Below are 20,557 nucleotides of genomic sequence, written 5' to 3' on the forward strand. Positions count from 1 at the left end.
TGAAACGGATTTACTTCGTAAAGACGCGGATTGGTACGGATTTTTTTTATAGATAACTTATGATTTAGGATTCATATCCTATAACTCATAACTTATAAAACTTCCATATAAAACAAAAGGAGAGTTGCCTCTCCTTTTGAATTTTAAGTAAGGATTGTGTGGATCGTTACTTGCCAAATAAATTATTTTGTGTCCCACCAAAGTCTTGTTCCACCTGAATCTGCACCGCCTAATTTTGCGATACCATCATCAACGGCTTCTTTGTTTGATGAGTACTCATTTGTAACATAAATAATTCTTTTCATCAAAGATTTACCAACTCCAGCATCTGTATTATCTGTGTTTAAAACAGGGTAAATTACTTTAGCATCACTTCTTCTTAAATCAGCCCACGCTTCCCAAGACTCTGGGAAAATTGCTAAGTATTTTTGAACTGCAATTTGTGTACGCTGATTAGCAACAGTTGTAGAAAAAGCTACTGGTAATTTTACTGGAATATCTTGTAAATCTAATGTTGGATAAACCGTTAAAACGTTTGGTAAAGTTGGTAATGTAGAACCAGCGATGTAAGCATTAATCGCTGCCGTATCTGTAATTCCCCATTGTGCAAGAGATAATCTAATCCCTGCTTCATACAAAGTTTTAGCATCTCCGCCCATGTTCCATCCGTTCAAAGCTCCTTCTGCTCTACTCAAGTAGTTTTCAGAAGCCATAAAGATTTCGATGTTTTTAGACTCACTAAGATTATTTGCAGCACCGTTACCCATTACATCATTGTTAAATGCAGAGAATTTAGTAGTTCCAAATTGATCTTCTAAACCTCCAACAGGCTGTCCTCTATAAACTCCGGTATCGATTGGGGCAAACCATTTAGCTAAACGAGGGTCATTATAACCAACTAATAAACTTTCCATAGAAGCGGTCATAGTATAACCCCAGCTATTTACGATCATGTTTAAGTTGTTTGGTGTAATATTACTTGCTTTAAAGAAAGCACCTTGATCGTTTGTCTGCATCACTCCTGCAGCAACTGCAGCTTCTGCTTGAGTTTTAGCTTTTGCAGGATCTTTATCAGAAATTCTTAAAGCTAAACGAAGTCTCATACTGTTTCCAAAAACTCTCCATTTGTCAACACTTCCAGCATAAACTCTATCGTTTGGCTGAAAAGCTGCAACTGTAGTTACAGAAGAAGAAGAAAGTGTTGCATTTGCTTCATCTAACAATTTGAAAAAGTCTTCGTAGATAAATTCAACACTATCGTAAGGTACTTTTTCTTTACCATTTCCAGCTTCTGTATACGGAATTGGCCCGTAAGCATCTACCATTTGGTTGTACATAAATACTTTCCAGATTTTAAGAACTGCCAAAGCTTCAGCATTACCTGCGGATGCTTTTACTGCATTGTTAAAAGCAGGAACCGCTACAGTATAAAATCTTGTCCATCCTCTTCCTTCATATCCGTTTACGAAAGCATTTCTTTCTGTTCCGTATCCACAATTTAAATAGTGAATGAAAGTTGAAGATAAAATACCTGTTGCAATACCCCAAGTACCTTGATCATCTACTCCTGGAGAAGAATAAGATCCGTTGTGAATACCTGCGTACAATGCTGACGCAAATGCAGGCCCTGCAAATGTAGCGTCTAACTGACCTTCTGTTAATGAATTAGGATCTGTGTTTATTTCGTCAAAATCTCCTGTACAGCTTGACAAAATAGAACATGCTAATAATGCAGCTCCTAATGTTTTTATTTTTAAACTATATTTCATGATATCCTTTATTTAATTAAAATCCAAATTTAACATTAACTCCATATTCTCTCGTAGAAGGAATGTTGAAAGATTCTATACCTTGCAAGTTTCCTGTACCTGCACCCGCTTCTGGATCAAAATACTTAGCTTCGTTTAAGAAGAAGAATAAATTTCTACCCACTAAAGAGAAATCGATACTTGAAAATCCTGAATCGCCTAAGATACGTTTTGGTAATGAATAACCAAATACAAGCTCTCTTAATCTGATGTTTGTAGCATCATAGATAAAAGGTTCTGCGATTGGAGTTCTTTGTCCGATTGCTGTCCAGTATTGTTCAGCAGTAATACTTGTTGTATTAGGAGTGTAAGTTCCGTTTCCAACAGCTACAACACCAGGAACAACGATTCCGCCTTCTCTTCCTGCTAAAGTAACGTCACTAACTCCTAAACCAGCTTGTCTAGCTTGAGTGTATGAAATAACTTCACCACCAATTCTAAAGTCAACTAAGAAGCTTAAAGAGAAATCTTTGTATTTGAAGTTGTTTTTGATACCTCCAGTCCAATCTGGGTTAAAGTTACCAGCACGAACATCAAATCCGTTTGTTGCTAAAGGAATACCTGCACTGTTTACGATGATATTTCCTGAAGGATCTCTTTGGAAACCTTTAATATATAAATCTCCATACTCACCACCTGCAACAACTTTACTTCTTACTAAACGACCTTCACCAAGAACTAATTCATCTCTTCCGTCTAAAATAGATTTTATTTTAGATTTATAAGAAGCATAGTTTGCTGTAATATCCCAAGTAAAATTTTGTGTCTGGATTGGAGTTGCTGTAAGCGTAACCTCGATACCTTTGTTTTCAATATCTCCACCATTTACAATAGCTCTAGAAAAAGTAGAAGATTCTGGTGTATTGATGTAGAAAATTTGATTGTTAGTTAATGTATTGAAATAAGTAGCATCTAAACCTAAACGGTTATTGAAAAATCTAAAATCTACACCAAACTCTGTAGAAGAAGAAATCTCTGGTTTTAAGTTTGGATTCGCTTTTGTACTTTGTGCATATAACATACCGCCGTTTCCACCAATATATGAATATCTTTGTTGTGTTTGGTAAGGATCTGTATCATTACCTACTTGTGCGTAAGAAGCTCTTACTTTTGCAAAACTAATAACTTCTGGTAAAGTAACCATATCTGAAATTACAGCAGAAAGTCCGAAAGATGGGTAGAAATAATCTTGTGGTAAAGTAGAAGACCAGTCATTTCTAGCTGTTAAGTCTAAGAATAAATAGTTTCTGAAACCAATTTGACCAAATCCGTAAACAGAATTGATTCTTTTTTCTGTAGCAGTAGATATAGATTGAACTGTTTGAACATTACTTAGGGCAAAGAAATTTCTTTTACTCAAAACACCACCTGAATTTAAAGCTGAATTACTTTGTTGCAATGAACTCGCACCAGCATTAAGTCCGATAGAAAAATCTCCGAATTTTTGATTGTAAGAAAGTAAAGCATCAATGTTTAATTCACTTACAGTTTCATAAGATTCGCTGTAAGAACCCATATTGCTGTTAAATGCATTTGTAGCATATCTGTTTCTTACGTTTTTATTTGTCATTTGGTCTAAACCAGCTCTACCTTGTAAACTTAATGTATTTGTGAACTGATATTTAAGAGATGCTAAACCAATAAATCTGTTTCTTTTATCTGTACGAGCATCGTCTCTTAAAGCAGACCAGAATGGGTTTCCACCCGGAGATCCAGTTTCATCAAGGAAATAGTTTACTTGTCTTTGTCCTGCAGCATCAAAAAATTCGAAATTTTTGTAATCGTTATAAGCAATACTACGAGGTAATAAATAAGCAGATGTTCCGATAGACTCCTCACCTGTTCTTAACAAGTTGTCGATATCCTGAACGATATAGTTTGTTTTTACATCCAAAGATAATTTGTCTGTAATTTTGCTTGTCAATCTTAAGTTAAGATTGTGTCTGTCCATTGCATTTCCTCCAACAATACCTTCAGCACGTGTGTTAGTATAAGAGAAGTAACCTTGAGCTTTTTCATTACCAGCAGTTACTGTTAATGTATTAGCTAAATTGTAACCTGTTTTGTAAAAATCAATTACGTTGTTTGGCTGTGCAGTATAACTTTGCGTAGCCGGTCCAGCATAATTTGGATTACGAACTAACTGCCAATTAGAAACTTGACGTCCGTCTAATCTTCCTCCCCAGCTTGAGCTAGAGTTTGCAACATAGTTTCCTTGTGTTCCTTGTCCGTATTCATTTTGTAAATTCATCAAGTTATAAGCAGAAGATGCCATAAAGTTAGATGATAACGAAACTGAAGTTTTTCCAGCTTTACCCGATTTTGTAGTAATTACGATAACACCATTTGATGCTCTAGAACCGTAAAGTGCTGCTGCAGATGGTCCTTTAAGAACAGTCATCGAAGCGATATCTTCTGGGTTAATGTTAGAAATACCATCTGGCTGTGTAGTTCCTCCTGTATCAATATCAGGGTTAGAAGAAGTTGTACCATTACTAATCGGCACACCGTCTACTACATATAATGGCTGGTTGTTTCCGTTAAGTGATCTGTTACCTCTCAAAGTAATTCTAGAAGAAGAACCAACACCATTTGAAGTTGTAGAGAAGTTAAGACCTGCAACTTTACCAGAAAGTGAGTTGGCAACGTTTAATGATCTTGCTTCAGAAAGTTCGTCTACCGAAACGTTTTGTGCAGAATACGTAATTGCTTTTTTCTCTCTTTTAATACCAAGAGCTGTAACTACTACTTCTCCTAATTGTTGTGTGTCTGCTCCTAAAGCTACATTAATTGTAGTTTGTGTTCCGACAGTAACCTCTTTTGTAGCTGATCCTACATAAGTAAAAACTAAAACTGCTGCTTGATTTGGAACACTAATAGAGTATTTACCATCAAAATCTGTTGATGCACTCGTTTTGGTTCCCTTAACAATAATATTTGCTCCAGGAATCGGACTGCCCGTTCCAGCATCTGTTATCGTTCCTTTTACTGTAGTCTGTGCCTCTAGACTTTGAAATCCGAAAAGGCATATGACCAACAGTAATTTTAGTACGTCTTTAATCATATTAGTTGTTTTTTTAGAGTTAATAACATGTTAAACTTAAGAATACATTTTGTTAACGAATCATAATTTCGACAAATGACAATTTTGAAAAGGTGTTGGTGAATGTTTGGTTCAAAATTGAAAGAAAACGTTTTCATTTGTAATCCAACTCTTGTTTATTTATAAGGCTTCGACTCGATATAATTTATAGATTTCGACCTTTTATAATTGTATTCATTTTTTTAAAGCAAAAACGCCGAATATTATTCGGCGTTTTTAGATTTTTAGTTCAAAACCTTGAATTTATTTTTTATCAAATCGACCGAATTTCCGCCGACCATAACTTCGAAATCTCCGGGCTCTACAACCTCCTTCATCTCTCTGTTCCAAAGGGATAGCTCATCCTTTGTAAGTGTAAATTCGACACGTTTGTTTTCTCCTTTTTTAATGAAAATTCTTTTGAAACCTTTCAGTGTTTTTTCTGGAGTTGTAACGCTGCTGTAAACGTCATTAATATAAAGCTGCACCACTTCGTCTCCATCAAAATTTCCAACGTTTTTCACATCAACGCTAACTTTTAATTCGCCGTCTTTTTTGATTTCAGTCGAACTAAGTGTCAAATTCGAATATTCAAACTTCGTATAACTTAATCCGAAACCAAAATTGAATAACGGATTTTCGCTCTCTGCAACATATTTATGAATTGCTGAAGGTTTTTGATTATAATATATAGGTAACTGTCCAACTGATTTCGGAACCGTAATTGGTAATCTTCCCGCCGGATTGTAATCTCCGAATAAAACATCTGCAACGGCTCTTCCTCCAAATTCACCTGGAAACCATCCTTCAATAATCCCTGGAATATTATCTGCAATCCAGTTTGTCGATAACGGACGTCCGTTTAATAATACACAAACTACCGGAGTTCCTGTTTTCTGAATCGCTTCAATCAATTCTTGTTGTATTCCGTGTAAGTTCAAATCAGCAACGTCTCTGTTTTCTTCTACTAATTCGTTGGATTCTCCTAAAACTACAATCGCAACATCTGCTTTTTTAGCGGCATCGATTGCTGGCTGCATGTTTACTTTTTCTAAGTTCCAACGCAAGTGCGCTCTGGCTCCCCAGCCTCCTTCCCACATTTCAATGCGGACTTTGTATTTCTTTCCTGCTTCAATATTTTTTGGAGTTGTTACGATACTTGTAGCACCTTTTGTCCAGTTGTCAATAACCAATTGATCGTCAATCCACATTCTAATTCCGTCATCAGAACTCAAACCTAACCAGCCGTCAAATGATTTGTCTGATTGAATGTAACCTGTCCAACGAATAGAAAAATCATCTACATTTACACCGTCTCCAGGAGCCCAAGGCCAGTCAAATTCTAATTGGCTGTCAAGACGCGTTAAAGCTGGAGTTCCTTCAAGATTTCTGTTATTAAAATATTCTCCTTTTAATCCGTTTTGAGATCCGTCCGAAGTAAATAAATATTTAGATGGAATAGCCTGCCCTTTTACAATCAGTGGCACACCTTCTTCATACACCACATTCGCGGTTTTCCCCATCACTTGCTGAATGCCTTCGAAAACCGTTACACCAACACTATTTTTAGGAGAATAACCACCCAATCTTGAAGCATTTGCGTTTGGTCCGATAACTGCAATGTTTTTAAGGTTTTTGTTTAATGGTAAAATATTGTTTTCATTTTTCAATAAAATCATTGATTTCTGTGCCGCTTCTAAAGCAACAGCTTGGTTTTCTTTTGTATGAAAACGCTCTTTAATTAAGTTTTTATCTGTAAATGGATTTTCAAATAATCCTAATAAGAATTTCAAACGTAAAACTGCTCCTGCTGCACGATCAATATTTTCCTGAGTTAATTTTTTCTCATTAACCAATTCAATAATGGTATTCTGCCAGAACTCATTTGAAAAATCGTAAAACTGCATATCAACTCCTGCAGAAACCGCTTCTCTAATACTTTCTTTTGGAGAATCAGAAACTTTATGAGTCGTTTGAATGTATTTAATCGCACCTAAATCAGATACTACAAGTCCTTTAAAACCCCATTCTTTTCTCAAAACATCAGTCAATAACCAATGGTTTGCAGCACAAGGAATTCCGTCTAACTCAGAATACGCACACATTGTTCCTAAAGCACCGCCTTTTGTAAATGCTTTTCTAAAAGAAGGCAAATGATCTTCACGAGCCGAACGTTCTCCGACCAAAATCGGCGAAGAATTTCCTCCCGCTTGTGGAATACCGTGAACCGCAAAGTGTTTTGGCTCCGCAATAATAGAACGATCCGATTTTAAATCGTCTCCTTGTAAACCTTTAATAAATGCTAAACCAATTTCACTGTTTAAGAAAGCATCTTCTCCAAAAGTTTCAGCAACTCTTCCCCATCTTGGTTCGCGTCCTAAATCTAAGTTTGGTCCAAAACCAAAATGAACGCCATGAGCTCGGGCTTCCATACCAATTACTTTACCCACTTTATCCAATACATTAACATCCCAAGTTGCCCCAAGTCCGATGTTCATTGGAAAAGCGGTACTTCCTTCGTCTAAATATCCGTGAAGCATTTCACACATAATTAAAGCTGGAATTCCCCAACGGTTTCCTTTGATTACGTTAGTCTGCAAATCATTAATCATCTTCGCTGAACGCGGATACAAATCATGAATCGCTCCAATTCCTAATTTCCCGATTTTTTCAGCCGATTTACCTTTAGCAAAATCTTCTTTTTCTTTAAAAAAATCGCCTCTATACATATCCATCTGACGCACTTTTTCTTCAAGTGTCATACGGCTTAACAAGTCTTTTACTCTGTCTTCAACAGGCGCTTTGGCATCTTGGTAAAGATACTTTTGCTGGGCATGGCTCTGGTTGAAGAAACCAACAGCCATTACAAAAATAATGGCTGTTTTTTTCATTCTTAATTGTAACATAGTTGTGTGTGTTTAGTTTTGAATCACTTTAAGCTTGGTTCCATTCACAAAATCATCGTGCGAAATAAAAAAAGTATTAAGTGATTTTCCGTTTAGCTCAATCGAATTGATTTTTCCACCATTATTGATTTGTCTTTCAATTACAATGCTTTCTTTTTTATAATATCTTGGATCTAATTTGATCGTTACTCTATGAAACATTGGCGCTGTAATGGTGTAAATTGGATCTCCAGGAGAAATTGGGTAAATTCCCATCATCGAATATACTAACCAAGCCGACATGGTTCCGGTATCGTCATTTCCAGGTAATCCTTTTGGTTCATTTTTAAAATATTCGTGAACCAATTTCTTTACCATATCCTGAGCTTTATACTCTTCACCTTTCACATAATTAAATAAATATGGATTTGCGATGTCTGGTTCGTTCGCCATATCAAATTGTTTGATATCAAAGATTTTCTGCAATTGAGCTGAAAAAGGTTTTTCACCGCCCATTAATTTCATTAATCCTTTAATGTCATGTGGCACCATAAAATTATACTGCCAAGCATTTCCTTCGATAAAACCAACATTTTCTTCAAAATTAGCTCCAGAAGCAGGATCAAAAGGTTCGTACCAATTTCCATTTGCAGTTCTTGGACGAAGTAAATTCAGATTCTTATCAAATAATTTTCTATAAGATAACGAACGTTCTTTAAAACGTTTTACATTGTCTTTGTCTCCAAATTCGTTGGCCATAAGCGAAATAGCATAATCTGAGATATTATATTCCTGAGTCGTAGAAACGGGACCTTTATTGTCGGTTGTCAAATATCCTTTTTTGATATAATCTTTCAATCCCGGACGAAGCGGATTATTTTCAGTATTATCTGCTCCTTTTAACATCGCATAATACGCTTTATTAATATCATAATCACGAATTCCTCTCAAGTAAGTATCTGTAATTACAATACTTGCAGGATCACCAACCATAGTAAAAGTTTCAGTCGAATTCAATTCCCATTTTGGTAACCAGCCGTTTTCATCAAACATATCCAACATACTTTTTATCATATCAGATTGCTGTTTTGGATAAACCAAAGACATTAACGGATGTACATTTCTATACGTATCCCATAAAGAAAATACGGTATAACGAGTATCTTTGGTTTTAGCAATTTTACTTCTTTTGATTACTGGATATTCTCCGTTAATATCATTTAAAGTGTTTGGATGGATTAGTGTATGATACAAAGCTGTATAGAAAATCGTATTGTCATCTTTTGTACCACCTTCAACCAAAATTTTAGACAATTCTTCGTTCCATTCGTTGTAAGTTTCTTTATAAATTGCGTCAAAAGATCTGTTACCCACTTCTTTTGCTAAGTTTTCACGGGCATTTTCGATACTTACGTACGAAATTCCGATCTTCACTTCAACCGTTTCTTGTTTGTCGAATTTATAAGTAAAATAACTTCCAATACTATCACCTACAACGGTCTTAATGGTATTGTCCATCATTCTCGCTTTTCCGTTGTAACCCATCCATTGCGCTTCAACACCGTTATATTTCGTAGGCTTTTTCCAAACTCCGAATTTATCAGCTGGTTTAGAAAATTGAGCCACAAAATAAACCGGGTAAGCATCTTCTGGGCTGTTGTAACAAAACGAACCAACCGAACGCATTCCTTCAATTTCTGTGGGTGACACTACTTTTATCATTGCACCTTCTTCATTTGTTAAACCTAAACCAAGATTTAATAAAATATTAGACTGCCCTTTCGGGAAAGTGAATCTGCTAATCCCAACTCGTTTTGAAGCCGTGAATTCGCCTTTTACTTTGTACTTGTCGATGTTTACGCTGTAATAAGCCGCTTTTGCAACTTCATTAGAATAAGTAGAACCGTATTTTAAATGATCGATTTCTACATTTCCAGTTGTTGGCATCAATAAAATAACGCCCAATTCTGGACAACCAACGCCGCTTAAATTCACCTGAGAAAACCCAGTCAAAAAAGTATTTTCATTCACATACGGATTCGAAAGCCATTGACTGTCTTTTTCCATCGGAGTATTTTTTACTCCAGCCACATTAAACGGACTAATACTTGCCATTCCGCGTGGTGCAATCGGGCCAGGAAAAGCCGCTCCATAATTGGAAGTTCCAATAAACGGATTTACATAATCTGCAGGTTCTTGCGCAAAAATGGTTATGCTAAAAAACAGCATGTAAAAAATACATGCTGTTTGAAATTTATTGTTTCTATTTAAAATCATAAGCTTTATTCTTATCGATTTACGGCGTCGATTTTTAAAGTCCACGCTTCTTTTGCAGGAAGATTGTTTCTTAAACTTTCTGGAATAATTACTTTAAATCCGTTTCCTTCTTTGGTCCATTTTAAAGAAGTTTTAGAACCTAACATAGTAATTTTTGTTCCTTTTTTAGGACTGATAGATTTTACTGTAACTGTTGCAGGAATTTTATCTTGTCCTTCTTTAGCTAAATAAAACGCAAATACATTTCCTGCTTTATTTTGTGTAAAACAGATGTTTTCTTCTTTGTAAGGTTCAATTGGTTTGGTGTTGTAAATCGCTGTGCTGTTTACTTTCATCCAGTCTCCGTAAGCTTGTAATAAATCGTAAGCTCCTTTATCCCATTCTCCTTCTGGACTTGGCGCAACGTTCAATAATAAGTTTCCACCTTTAGCCACAATGTCAATCAACATGTGAATACCTTGTCTTCCAGTCATATATTCAGCACCTGGAGAATAAGACCATCCGCCACCAGCTGGAATACAAGATTCCCAAGGGTAAGGCAATGTTTTAGCAGGAACACGTCCTTCTGGAGTTAAATAGTTTTGGTTTTTACCATTAACTGCTCTATCCACAACAATTAAACCTGGTTGTTTTTGACGCGCTTTGATTACCAACTCATCCATTTTTGGATCTTGATCTACTACTCTGTGTTTGATGAAACCGTTTTTAGATTCGTTTTCAGTAAATTTCTCATCGTAGTTTTCTTTGATGTTTACTTGGTCTCTTTTTCTAACCCATCCTCCATCTAACCATAAGATATCAACTTTTCCGTAGTTCGTTAAAATTTCTAAGATTTGGTTGTGTGTGAAGTCAACGTATTTCTGCCATTTTTCTGGATATAAAGACGGATCGTAATTTACGTTTCTGTCAAATGGAGGGAAATATGGATCCCAATAGTTTTCGTTATGCCAGTCTGGTTTAGAGAAATAAGCTCCAGTAGAAATTCCTTCACCTCTAAAAGAGTTAAAAATTTCTTTTAAAACGTCTGCTTTTGGGTTTGTATGGAACGGAACATCTTTACTCGTAATTTTATAATCAGAATATTTAGTATCGTACATGTTAAATCCGTCATGGTGTTTTGTAGTGAAAACCATGTATTTCATACCCGCATATTTAGCCGCTTTAGCCCATTTTGCAGGATCAAATTTTACAGGATTAAAGGTTTTTCTTAAACCTTCGTAATCTTTGATATAATCATTATAATTAGATGGATTACTTCCTTTTTTACGTTCACACCAGCCGTAATCTTCTGGACAAATAGACCAAGATTCTACAATACCCCACTGGCTGTAAGTTCCCCAGTGCATTAGCAGACCAAATTTTTTGCCTTGCCATTCGTCTAGGTTTTTTAATACTAACGGATCTGTTTCTGGTACGTATCTTTCATCTTCATATATCGCCTGAGCAAATATCTGAGCTGAAAATAAAAGGGCGATAATGAATATTCCTCTTTTCATCTTTAATCTATTTATTAGGTTTATTTATTCTTTTGTTTTTTGTTTAATAGGTATTCTTAATTTAACTTTTCAAGTATCGGCTGATCTGTAAAAGTTAATTCTGTTTTGTTATTTTCATTAAGCTGTTCCAATACAACAAACTTATTTTCACCAGCTTTCAACCAGCAACCTGGCACATAAAGCGTTTGTTGCGGTCCTACTTTCCAGTAGCGTCCAAGATTGTGTCCGTTAACAAATACAATTCCTTTTCCCCAATTTGTCATATCAAGAAAAGTATCTGCTGGCTTATCAATGTTTACTGTAGCTTCGTATAAAACAGGACGTCCAGTTTTTACCGTTTCGTTTTTAATAGCAGGAACTTCATTCATCGGCATTTTATACATTTCCCATCCACCACTAATTTCAAATTCATTCAAAAATACTGGAGAAATAATTCCTTTAGTATTATGAACTATTTCGGCACCGTAATTAATACGTCCCATATTTTCAACTAGAATTTCCAACATACCGTTGAAAGGAATCGTAACTTCCAACTCGTAGTTTTTGAAAACTCTATTCAATTCACCCACTTTAACCCCATTTACATAAACTGTAGCAAAGTCTCTCAATCCCTCAATTTTTAATTTACCAGAAATCGGCTGCGTAAATCTTTTTCGATACAAAACATATCCATGTCCCTGATTTAATTTTTCAAATGTTAAAGGCTGATCATTTACTACAGGCTTTTCCTTTTTTATCCAGCTTAAAACATCCATATTGGATTTTATAAGCTGATTAGGATATTTTGTAACGGGTATTTTCGCTGGAATTGATGCTAGTTTTGTTTTAGAATACTTTTGCATTATGTCGCGTATCGCCATGTATTTTGGTGTTGCCCAACCTGCTTCGCTAATAGGCGCATCATAATCATAGCTTGTAATATCAGGCTGAATATCCATTTCTTCATTATAATTTGCCCCAGAAGTAAATCCGAAATTAGTACCGCCATGCACCATATAATAATTGAAAGAAACACCTGCATCAAGGTACTTTTTGGTCTGACTTGCAATCTCCTCAGATCCAATTTTAATAAATGGTTCTGCCCAATGATCCAACCAACCAGAATAGAACTCTGCCACCATGTAAGGGCCTTGCCCTTTGTGGTATTTATCAACCTGCTTCTTTAAATTATCTATGTTTGATTCGCCATTTGCAGTTGGCAAAACACCTTCAACCGAACCACCTTCAAACAACCAAGTACCATCAGAAGTAAAAAAAGGCTCTGGGAATCCTGTTTCTTTAAGCATATTGTAAATGGCAGTTTTGTATGCTTTATGATCTTCAGCACTAATATCAGTTCTTTGAGAAACATAAGACCCAAATTCATTTTCAGCCTGAACCATAATAATTGGCCCTCCCTGATTAGCAAAGTTTCCTTTTACCACTGCATACAAATGTTCCAGATACGTTTTGCAAGCGTCCAAAAATGCTTTGTTATTGGTACGAATTACCAAATCTGGATTGTTTTGCAGCCACCAAGGATAGCCTCCAAATTCCCATTCGCCACATGCATACGGTCCTGGTCTAAGAATCACATATAATCCTTCACTTTTAGCAATACGTAAAAACTCTCCTAAATCTTTATTTCCTGTTTTAAAATCCCACACACCTGGTGCTGTTTCGTGATAATTCCAAAACACATAGGTCGCCACGGTATTCAATCCCATAGCTTTAAGCATTTGCAATCTATGTCTCCAATATTCTTTAGGAATACGCTCATAGTGCATTTCTCCTGAATGTATTTTTACAATTTTCCCATCTTGATGAAATTCTCCATTAGATATAGAAAATCCTTTGGTTTGTGCCCAATTAAAAAACGGCATCAAGCAAATCAATAATATTCCGAGCTTTACTACTATCTTATTCATTTTTTTTCAATTATGCTTTTATAAAGCTATCTGTTAATAGCTAATCAATTAAAATCTCATCCACAAACAGCCAAGAGCTTTCTCCCTTTGGACTTTTCTTTAAGTTACTTGCAATAACTTTTACAAAACGCGCATTTTGCTTTTGGAAATTAATTTTAAAATCTTTCAATTCTGGAACTGCATTTACAGCGTACGGACGTGTAATTTTTCCAACCTGCAAGTATTTAAATCCATCATTAGAAATGAAAACTCTAACCTCTGTTGGAAAATTAACTCCAGCGCCCTGACTTTCTAAAGCTCCAAGTTTAACCTGCTCAATGCTTTCTATTTTTTCTAAGTCAATTACCAATTCCATATCGTTAACCAACCAAGCCTGCCATTGTCCGTCGTGGAAATTTTTACTTCCGCGAATGGTGTTTACCATTGTATTGGCGTCTCCTTTATAATTCGAATTATACGGCGTTAAGTATTTCACTTTTTTCGCAAATCCTTTATGGAAAACAAGTGTGTCTGTATACGTTTTTCCAACTGGTTTTTCATCTTGAAATAAAGAAGCTTTTAAAACTGTTGTTTCTTTGATTTCAATTGGAGAAATGTATTTTACAGCATGGTGATCGATACTTTTATCTCCTAAAACATAACGAATGTCTGGATTAGGAAATTCATTTTTCAATTCTACTTTGATTTGTTTATTGGCTAAATCCGCTGTAGAAGAAGCGGTTACCAAATACGCACTTTTTGCATAATTGATTCCCATATAATCGTAACGTTTTAACAGCGTAAACAATCTCGTTGTAAAATCATTCCAATTGCGTTTCTCTTTCGGACTCCATAATGTTTCTGATAAAGCTGCCAATCTTGGAAAAATCATGTATTCAGAATCTTTTGGCAATGCTAAATGTTCTGCCCATAAATTGGCTTGTCCGCCTAAAACATGTGCTGCTTCCTGAGGCGTCATGGTAGCAACTACAGGATCAAATTTGTAAACTTCGCTTAAAGGATTGTAAGCATCAAAAGCCAAAGGTTCTTCGTTTTGAGGGCCTTGGTAAAAGTTAAAATAACAAGGAGATTCTGGAGTCATAATTACGTCATGACCTTGATCTGCTGCTTCAATTCCGCCTTTCATTCCTCTCCAGCTCATTACCGTCGCATCTGGAGCTAATCCGCCTTCTAAAATTTCATCCCAGCCGATTACTTTTTTACCTTTTGAGTTGATGTATTTTTCCATGCGTTTTACAAAATAGCTTTGTAATTCGTTAACATCTTTTAAATGCTCGTCTTTGATTCTTTTTTGGCAGTGCGGACATTTTGCCCAATTCGTTTTAGTTGCTTCATCACCTCCAATATGAATGTATTTTGAAGGGAATATTGTAATTACTTCATCAATTACATTTTGTAAAAACTCAAAAGTCGTTTCTTTTCCTGCACAGTAAATATCAGTCAAAGGCCAAACGCCGCCTGATGGAACTCCAATTTTCTGATCGAAACAAGCCAATTCAGGATAAGATGCAATCGCACTGCTAACGTGCGCCGGCATTTCGATTTCTGGAATCACTTCGATACCTTTTGAAGCGGCATATTTTACAATTTCTCTTAATTCATCTTGTGTAAAGAAACCGCCATAAGTTCCTTTTTGATCTGCTGTTACTGGAAGTCTTGCATTCCATGATAAGTTTTCCTGATCTACTCTCCAAGCACCAACTTCTGTTAGTTTTGGATATTTTTTGATTTCAATTCTCCAGCCCTGATCGTCAACTAAGTGCATGTGCAAAACATTCATTTTGTGCATTGCCAAACGATCGATTGTAGCCAGAATATAATTTTTATCGAAGAAATGACGCGATAAATCCAACATTAAACCTCTCCATTTGAAACGTGGTTCATCTGTAATAGTCAAACTCGGAATCTGCCATTTTGCAGAAGTAATCGCAAATTTGCTTTCAATCGCTTCTGGAAGTAATTGTCTAATGCTTTCTAAGCCATATAAAAAACCGTTGTTTCCTTTAGCAGAAATAACAATATTCGTTGGATTTACATCTAAAACGTATGCTTCATTTTTTAAGTTCGCATCTGTTTTCAGTAAAATATAATTGCTTGCAGGAGCTTTCGTCATTACTTCTGGTTTCCATCCTGCAGCAGTTTCAAATTTTGAAGCCAAAGCATTTGCCGCATCTTTCTGAAAATCGCTGTTTACGACAAATTTCGTGTCTTTTGTAAATTCGAAAACACCACTTTTAATAAAAGTCTGACTCGGTTTCGGAATGATATGAATATCACTTTCTGTGTAAACTTTCTGTGCGTTAGCCGAGAAAACTGAAGTGATTAGGGTTAGTAGGAATAGTAATTTTTTCATTCTTTGTTTTTTGGTTTTTTGTTTGTCATCCTGAGGAACGAAGGATCACACTCGTAATTCCTCACAGTAACTCGCCAATCTTTGTGGAGTTTCTGGTGTGATCCTTCGTCCCTCAGGATGACAAAACTGTGTGGTAAAACTTTGTCAAAGTTCTACGTCACTATGTTATTTATTCTGAGTGAAACGACTTTAAACGCAACAAAATCTATGTTTCTATGTGTTTAAAAAATCACTCAAAGATTTATTTATCCCAAGACATTTTAAATTTCGCATCTTCCATTCTGTGACCTTTTACATCATCAGAAACGGCAAAATTGAAACCAGATCTTAGGCTGTAACCTGCATATTCACCGTTTTTGTTCAAAGCGATGAAACCAACCTGCAGGTATTCCATGTCTTTGTGGTTTTTATGTTTATTGTAAATACGTTCTGTAATTTCTTTGCATGCATCGTAAGGAGATTTTCCCTGACGCATTAATTCGACCACCATGGCACTTCCAGCAGTTCTAATTACAGCTTCACCTAAGCCAGTTGCCGCTGCAGCACCTACTTCGTTATCTAGGAAAAGACCCGCGCCGATTATTGGGGAGTCACCGACGCGACCGTGCATTTTCCAAGCTGCACCACTGGTGGTACAACCACCAGAAAGATTACCTTCCTGGTCTAACATTAGCATGCTTATAGTATCGTGGTTCTCTATATTGATAACCGGTTTGTATTTAGAATCTTCCAGCCATTTTTTCCAGTCTTTCTCAGATTCTGGAGTTAGTAAATTTTCTTCTTTAAATCCTTCTGATAAAGCAAATTGTAATGCGCCTTGTCCCGCTAGCATAACGTGAGGCGTATTTTGCAATACTCTTTTAGCAACAGAAATTGGGTGTTTAATTCCTTGTAAAAAACAAACAGAACCGCAATTACTGTTATGATCCATGATGCAGGCATCAAGCGTTACTTTTCCTTCACGATCTGGATAGCCGCCGTAACCAACGCTGCGCACATTCGGATCGGCTTCAGGAATTTTCATTCCGGCTTCGATAGCGTCTAGAGCTGGTTTTCCTTCTTTTAAGTTTTTCCAAGATTCTTTATTAGCAGGAAGACCGTGATTCCATGTCGAAATAATAATGGGTTTCTGCTGTTTTTTTTCTTTTACTTCTTCAACTTCATTTTCCTTTTCATGATTTGCAGCAAATCCGCTTACACCCAAAACAGAACTTACGGCTAAGGTGCCTAAAGCAGTTTTCTTGATAAAATCTCTTCTATTTGACATGTGGTTTTTTGTTTTTTTGGTTCAACATTTCGAATTTATTGTTCTTAATGCTGCAATTTACTTCGTAAATAATTTTAATCCGAGAAAAATCTCTTATAAGCTTGCTTTAACTGCTTTTATGGTCTTTAAATTACTATCTGATAAAGCATTTCCGTCAAAAAATGAAACTCCTGTTGCGCCATTTTTCTTTGCTTCCAAAATCGCTTCTTTCAATTCTGCATCCGATTTTAAACCTGGAATATAAATTCCGGTGTTTACTTTCGTCTCCTTTCCTTCTAAATCGGCTACACCTTGTTTGGTTGCGTAACCAACCCAGTCAATTTCTTCATCATAAAAACTATGGTAAATCATTGGATATACTTCGTCAATATTCCATTTGTCCCAACGCTGACGTACCATGTGATCTGCCATTTCTGGATAAGGAAATACTGCTGCCGTTAATTTTTTATTGTGCTTGTGAGCAATTTTATAAGCATCATCAACCACTGCTTTTACTGCATTTAATCTGAAATTTTTCCATTCCATATCAATTGAAGTGTTATGGCTCTTTTTTGGATTTTTATGATGCTCTTTTTCGAATTTGCTTACGCAGGCATCACAATAACAGAAATCAAATTGTGGTAATTCTGTGTCCTGAACTAAATTGTATTTTGGCAACAAACTGATTGGCAGGAAAATATCCGGGAAACGAATGTAATCTAAATGAACGCTTTCGATTCCTTCTACTTTTGCTAAACCTTCAACTAATCCTAAAACGTGGTTTCTGGATTCTTCTTTAGTTGGGCAAAGCCATTGGTAATAATCTACGTACGGGCGGTTATCAAAACAAGATTTTCCTTCTTTGCTTACTTGATACCAATCTGGATGCTGTAAAGCGATTGAATCGTTTGGTCGGTTCATTGCCATAATCCAAGCGTGAACTTTTAGTCCTTCTTTTGTGGCAAGTGGAACCAATCTTGCTAATAGTTTTGGGTCGGTCTGCGTGTTGATTAAAACTTCGTCGATACCGCCGTCTTTGTATTTTTTGAATTCTTTCGAATAATCTGCATCCGATTTTTTAGCGTCAGCAGTTGTCCAAACTCCAAAGGTGAATTTTCCGTTTTCTTCTTTTGTTTCTTTTTGTCCGCAAGAGAATAAACTCAGCGAAAGCGCTAATACTAAAACTTTTAATAGTTTATGCAATCTATTCGTTCGTAATAATTTTACCATCTTCTTTAATTATTAAGGTTTTGTTTGAAAAAGGACTTTTTACTGCAATATTAAATCCTGATAAATGATTTTCTAATGTCGGTTTTAAAACTTTTCCGTCAACAATTATATTTTTTTTACTGATATTTTGAAGGGATTTTGCCCAAGTCTTATTCTTATCAAAATATCTCTTTTGAGCGCGGTATAAAGTGTACAGCTCCCATTTTACTTTTTCTTCCTGTGGAATTGTAAATTTATCTTCGTTTTCTTTTGAAGAGAAGTACACATAAGCCCATTTTTCGGGCTCATGCATATTTATCACTCCCATAGGCGACCAAACCCAATTGTATTCTGGGAGAAATTTTCCTTCTTTATCTTTTTTGCGTTCATATTTTCCGTCAACAATATCATGCTGCCAATTCACTCGAGAGAAATTGACTCTCCAAAATTTATCCTTCGGAACAATATTATCGAAATAAGATGTTTTGTAAACCGACCACGGAATGGCAATTTCTAATGTCCATCCTTTATCAACATCTGAACTATTATTCAAAGTTCCGTGTACTTTTACAGCCGATTTTAATCCGTCGATATTCCAATCGTTTAGAACGGTATTTTTTTCGCGGTAAGGTTTATTAATGAATAAATCCCAAGCCGTGTTTAAGGCATTAATTTCTAATTCATAATAATTGTGAGTATCATTATCTGGATCGATAAAAACTTCAAAATCATTATTATAAAAAATAATAGTGTCTCGTTGTTTTAGATTTGCCCAAACGTGTGGCTCTTCCATTTTAGCGAGAATATAGTAGTAATTATCGTCCCAGAGCATTTTGACCTGAGTCTTGTATTTTGGAGTTTCAACACCTTCTATGTCGACAAAAGGAGTTGTCCAAGATGCTTTTTCCCAAGCTTTATCTGCTTCATCGCCGTCAATAACAATTTCTTTTGAAGTCTTATACGCAATATAACTTTTTGGTGTTACCTCTTTTTCAGATTGCGAATAACCTATCAAACCAACAAAAAATACGGCAAGGGACAATAATTTACTTCTACTATGCATCTTCTTATTATAAACTATTCTCTTTTGTAAACTGAATTACTTCACTTAATTTTCCGAAAGCGATTGCTACGTGCGTATCTGCAGCTCCGTAATAAACGGCTAATTTATCTTCTTCAATATCATGTAAAGCGGCGCAAGGGAAAACTACGTTTGGTACATCACCAACCATTTCATACGTTTCTGCAGGTCCTAATAAATAAGGCTGTGTTCTGAATTTCACTTGATCTGGAGCATCTGTTTCTAATAATGCTGAACCCATCGCATAACGGAAACCGTTGCAGGTATTAATAACTCCGTGGTAAATCATCAACCAGCCTTCGTCAGTTAAGATCGGGATTGGTCCTGCTCCAACTTTTGTACACTGCCAAGCACTTTTCTCAAATGGAGATGGTTTCATCACCAATCTGTGTTCTCCCCAGTATTTCATATCCGGGCTGTAGCTGATCCAGATATCTCCAAATGGCGTGTGGCCGTTATCACTTGGACGGCTTAACATCGCGTATTTTCCGTTGATTTTCTGTGGGAATAAAACCCCGTTTCTATTGAATGGTAAAAAGGCATTTTCGCATTGGAAAAATTCTTTAAAATCGAAAGTATAACCAATACCAATTGTTGGCCCATTGTAACCGTTACACCAAGTAATCCAGTAACGATCTTCGATCCAAACTACACGAGGATCATATTTATAAGCTGATTCGATCATCTCTGTATTTCCAGATTTCATCTCAATTGGATCGTGATTGATGTCCCAATTGATACCATCTTTACTGAAACCTGCAAAAATATTCATCTGAACCGCTTTGTTATCACATCTGAAAACCCCAGCATATCCGTCTCCAAAAGGTACAACTGCACTATTGAATATACTGTTTGAAGAAGGAATCGAATATCTGTCGATAATTGGATTCTCAGAATATCTCCACATTACATCTTTACTGTTTTCGGGTCTGTCTTGCCAAGGAATAGTACTCATTTTATTTGTTTTTTATAAATTATCTGTTTTTTGTTTTTTGTTTGTTGTTGATTCTTCAGTCAGTTTTGTCATCCTGATGAACGAAGGATCACACTAGTAGCTCCGCAATCTTTGTCGTCAATCTTTGTCGAGTTACGCGTATGATCCTTCGTTCCTCAGGATGACAAACGTTGTCGTATAGCTATGTGTGAGAAACTAGTTTCTTTCTATTTCCTCTTTCAAGCAAAAGAAAATCTATGTTTCTATGTGTTTAAATTT

General features: G+C 36.0%; 11 protein-coding genes. All 11 read right to left on the minus strand.

Features of this window, described 5'->3' with window-relative positions:
- Nucleotides 1-182: 182 nt before the first annotated feature.
- Nucleotides 183-1,769 carry a SusD/RagB family nutrient-binding outer membrane lipoprotein gene (locus ACFSC2_RS17370; RefSeq protein ID WP_379815603.1) on the minus strand — a complete coding sequence of 529 codons (1,587 nt, stop codon included), beginning with the start codon at nucleotides 1,767-1,769 and terminating at the stop codon, nucleotides 183-185.
- A gap of 16 nt (nucleotides 1,770-1,785) precedes the next feature.
- Nucleotides 1,786-4,872 (minus strand): SusC/RagA family TonB-linked outer membrane protein, encoded by a 3,087-nt coding sequence (locus ACFSC2_RS17375; RefSeq protein ID WP_379815604.1) that lies wholly within the window; start codon nucleotides 4,870-4,872, stop codon nucleotides 1,786-1,788.
- A gap of 263 nt (nucleotides 4,873-5,135) precedes the next feature.
- Entirely contained in the window at nucleotides 5,136-7,796 is a 2,661-nt protein-coding gene (locus ACFSC2_RS17380; RefSeq protein ID WP_379815605.1) for a glycoside hydrolase family 3 N-terminal domain-containing protein, read from the minus strand.
- Between the two features lie 12 nt (nucleotides 7,797-7,808).
- Nucleotides 7,809-10,052: a GH92 family glycosyl hydrolase gene (locus tag ACFSC2_RS17385; protein WP_379815606.1), complete on the minus strand. Its 2,244-nt coding sequence runs from the start codon at nucleotides 10,050-10,052 to the stop codon at nucleotides 7,809-7,811.
- Nucleotides 10,053-10,063: 11 nt separating this feature from the next.
- Nucleotides 10,064-11,548: an alpha-L-fucosidase gene (locus ACFSC2_RS17390; protein WP_379815607.1), complete on the minus strand. Its 1,485-nt coding sequence runs from the start codon at nucleotides 11,546-11,548 to the stop codon at nucleotides 10,064-10,066.
- A 56-nt stretch (nucleotides 11,549-11,604) separates the two neighbouring features.
- A complete protein-coding gene (locus ACFSC2_RS17395; RefSeq protein WP_379815608.1) occupies nucleotides 11,605-13,455 on the minus strand; it encodes a glycoside hydrolase family 35 protein in 1,851 nt (616 codons plus the stop codon).
- Between the two features lie 40 nt (nucleotides 13,456-13,495).
- Nucleotides 13,496-15,808: a beta-N-acetylhexosaminidase gene (locus tag ACFSC2_RS17400; RefSeq protein ID WP_379815609.1), complete on the minus strand. Its 2,313-nt coding sequence runs from the start codon at nucleotides 15,806-15,808 to the stop codon at nucleotides 13,496-13,498.
- A 241-nt stretch (nucleotides 15,809-16,049) separates the two neighbouring features.
- Entirely contained in the window at nucleotides 16,050-17,075 is a 1,026-nt protein-coding gene (locus tag ACFSC2_RS17405; protein ID WP_379815610.1) for a N(4)-(beta-N-acetylglucosaminyl)-L-asparaginase, read from the minus strand.
- Nucleotides 17,076-17,168: 93 nt separating this feature from the next.
- Nucleotides 17,169-18,284: a putative glycoside hydrolase gene (locus tag ACFSC2_RS17410; protein ID WP_379815611.1), complete on the minus strand. Its 1,116-nt coding sequence runs from the start codon at nucleotides 18,282-18,284 to the stop codon at nucleotides 17,169-17,171.
- A complete protein-coding gene (locus ACFSC2_RS17415) occupies nucleotides 18,259-19,326 on the minus strand; it encodes a carbohydrate-binding family 9-like protein (RefSeq protein WP_379815612.1) in 1,068 nt (355 codons plus the stop codon). The genes ACFSC2_RS17410 and ACFSC2_RS17415 overlap by 26 nt, the downstream gene beginning before the upstream one ends.
- Nucleotides 19,327-19,333: 7 nt before the next feature.
- The gene (locus ACFSC2_RS17420) at nucleotides 19,334-20,299 is read right to left on the minus strand and encodes a glycoside hydrolase family 130 protein (RefSeq protein WP_379815613.1); all 966 of its coding nucleotides are present in this window, start codon (nucleotides 20,297-20,299) and stop codon (nucleotides 19,334-19,336) included.
- Between the last annotated feature and the right edge of the window lie 258 nt (nucleotides 20,300-20,557).

This window comes from Flavobacterium artemisiae (assembly GCF_042678225.1).
GTDB lineage: Bacteria > Bacteroidota > Bacteroidia > Flavobacteriales > Flavobacteriaceae > Flavobacterium > Flavobacterium artemisiae.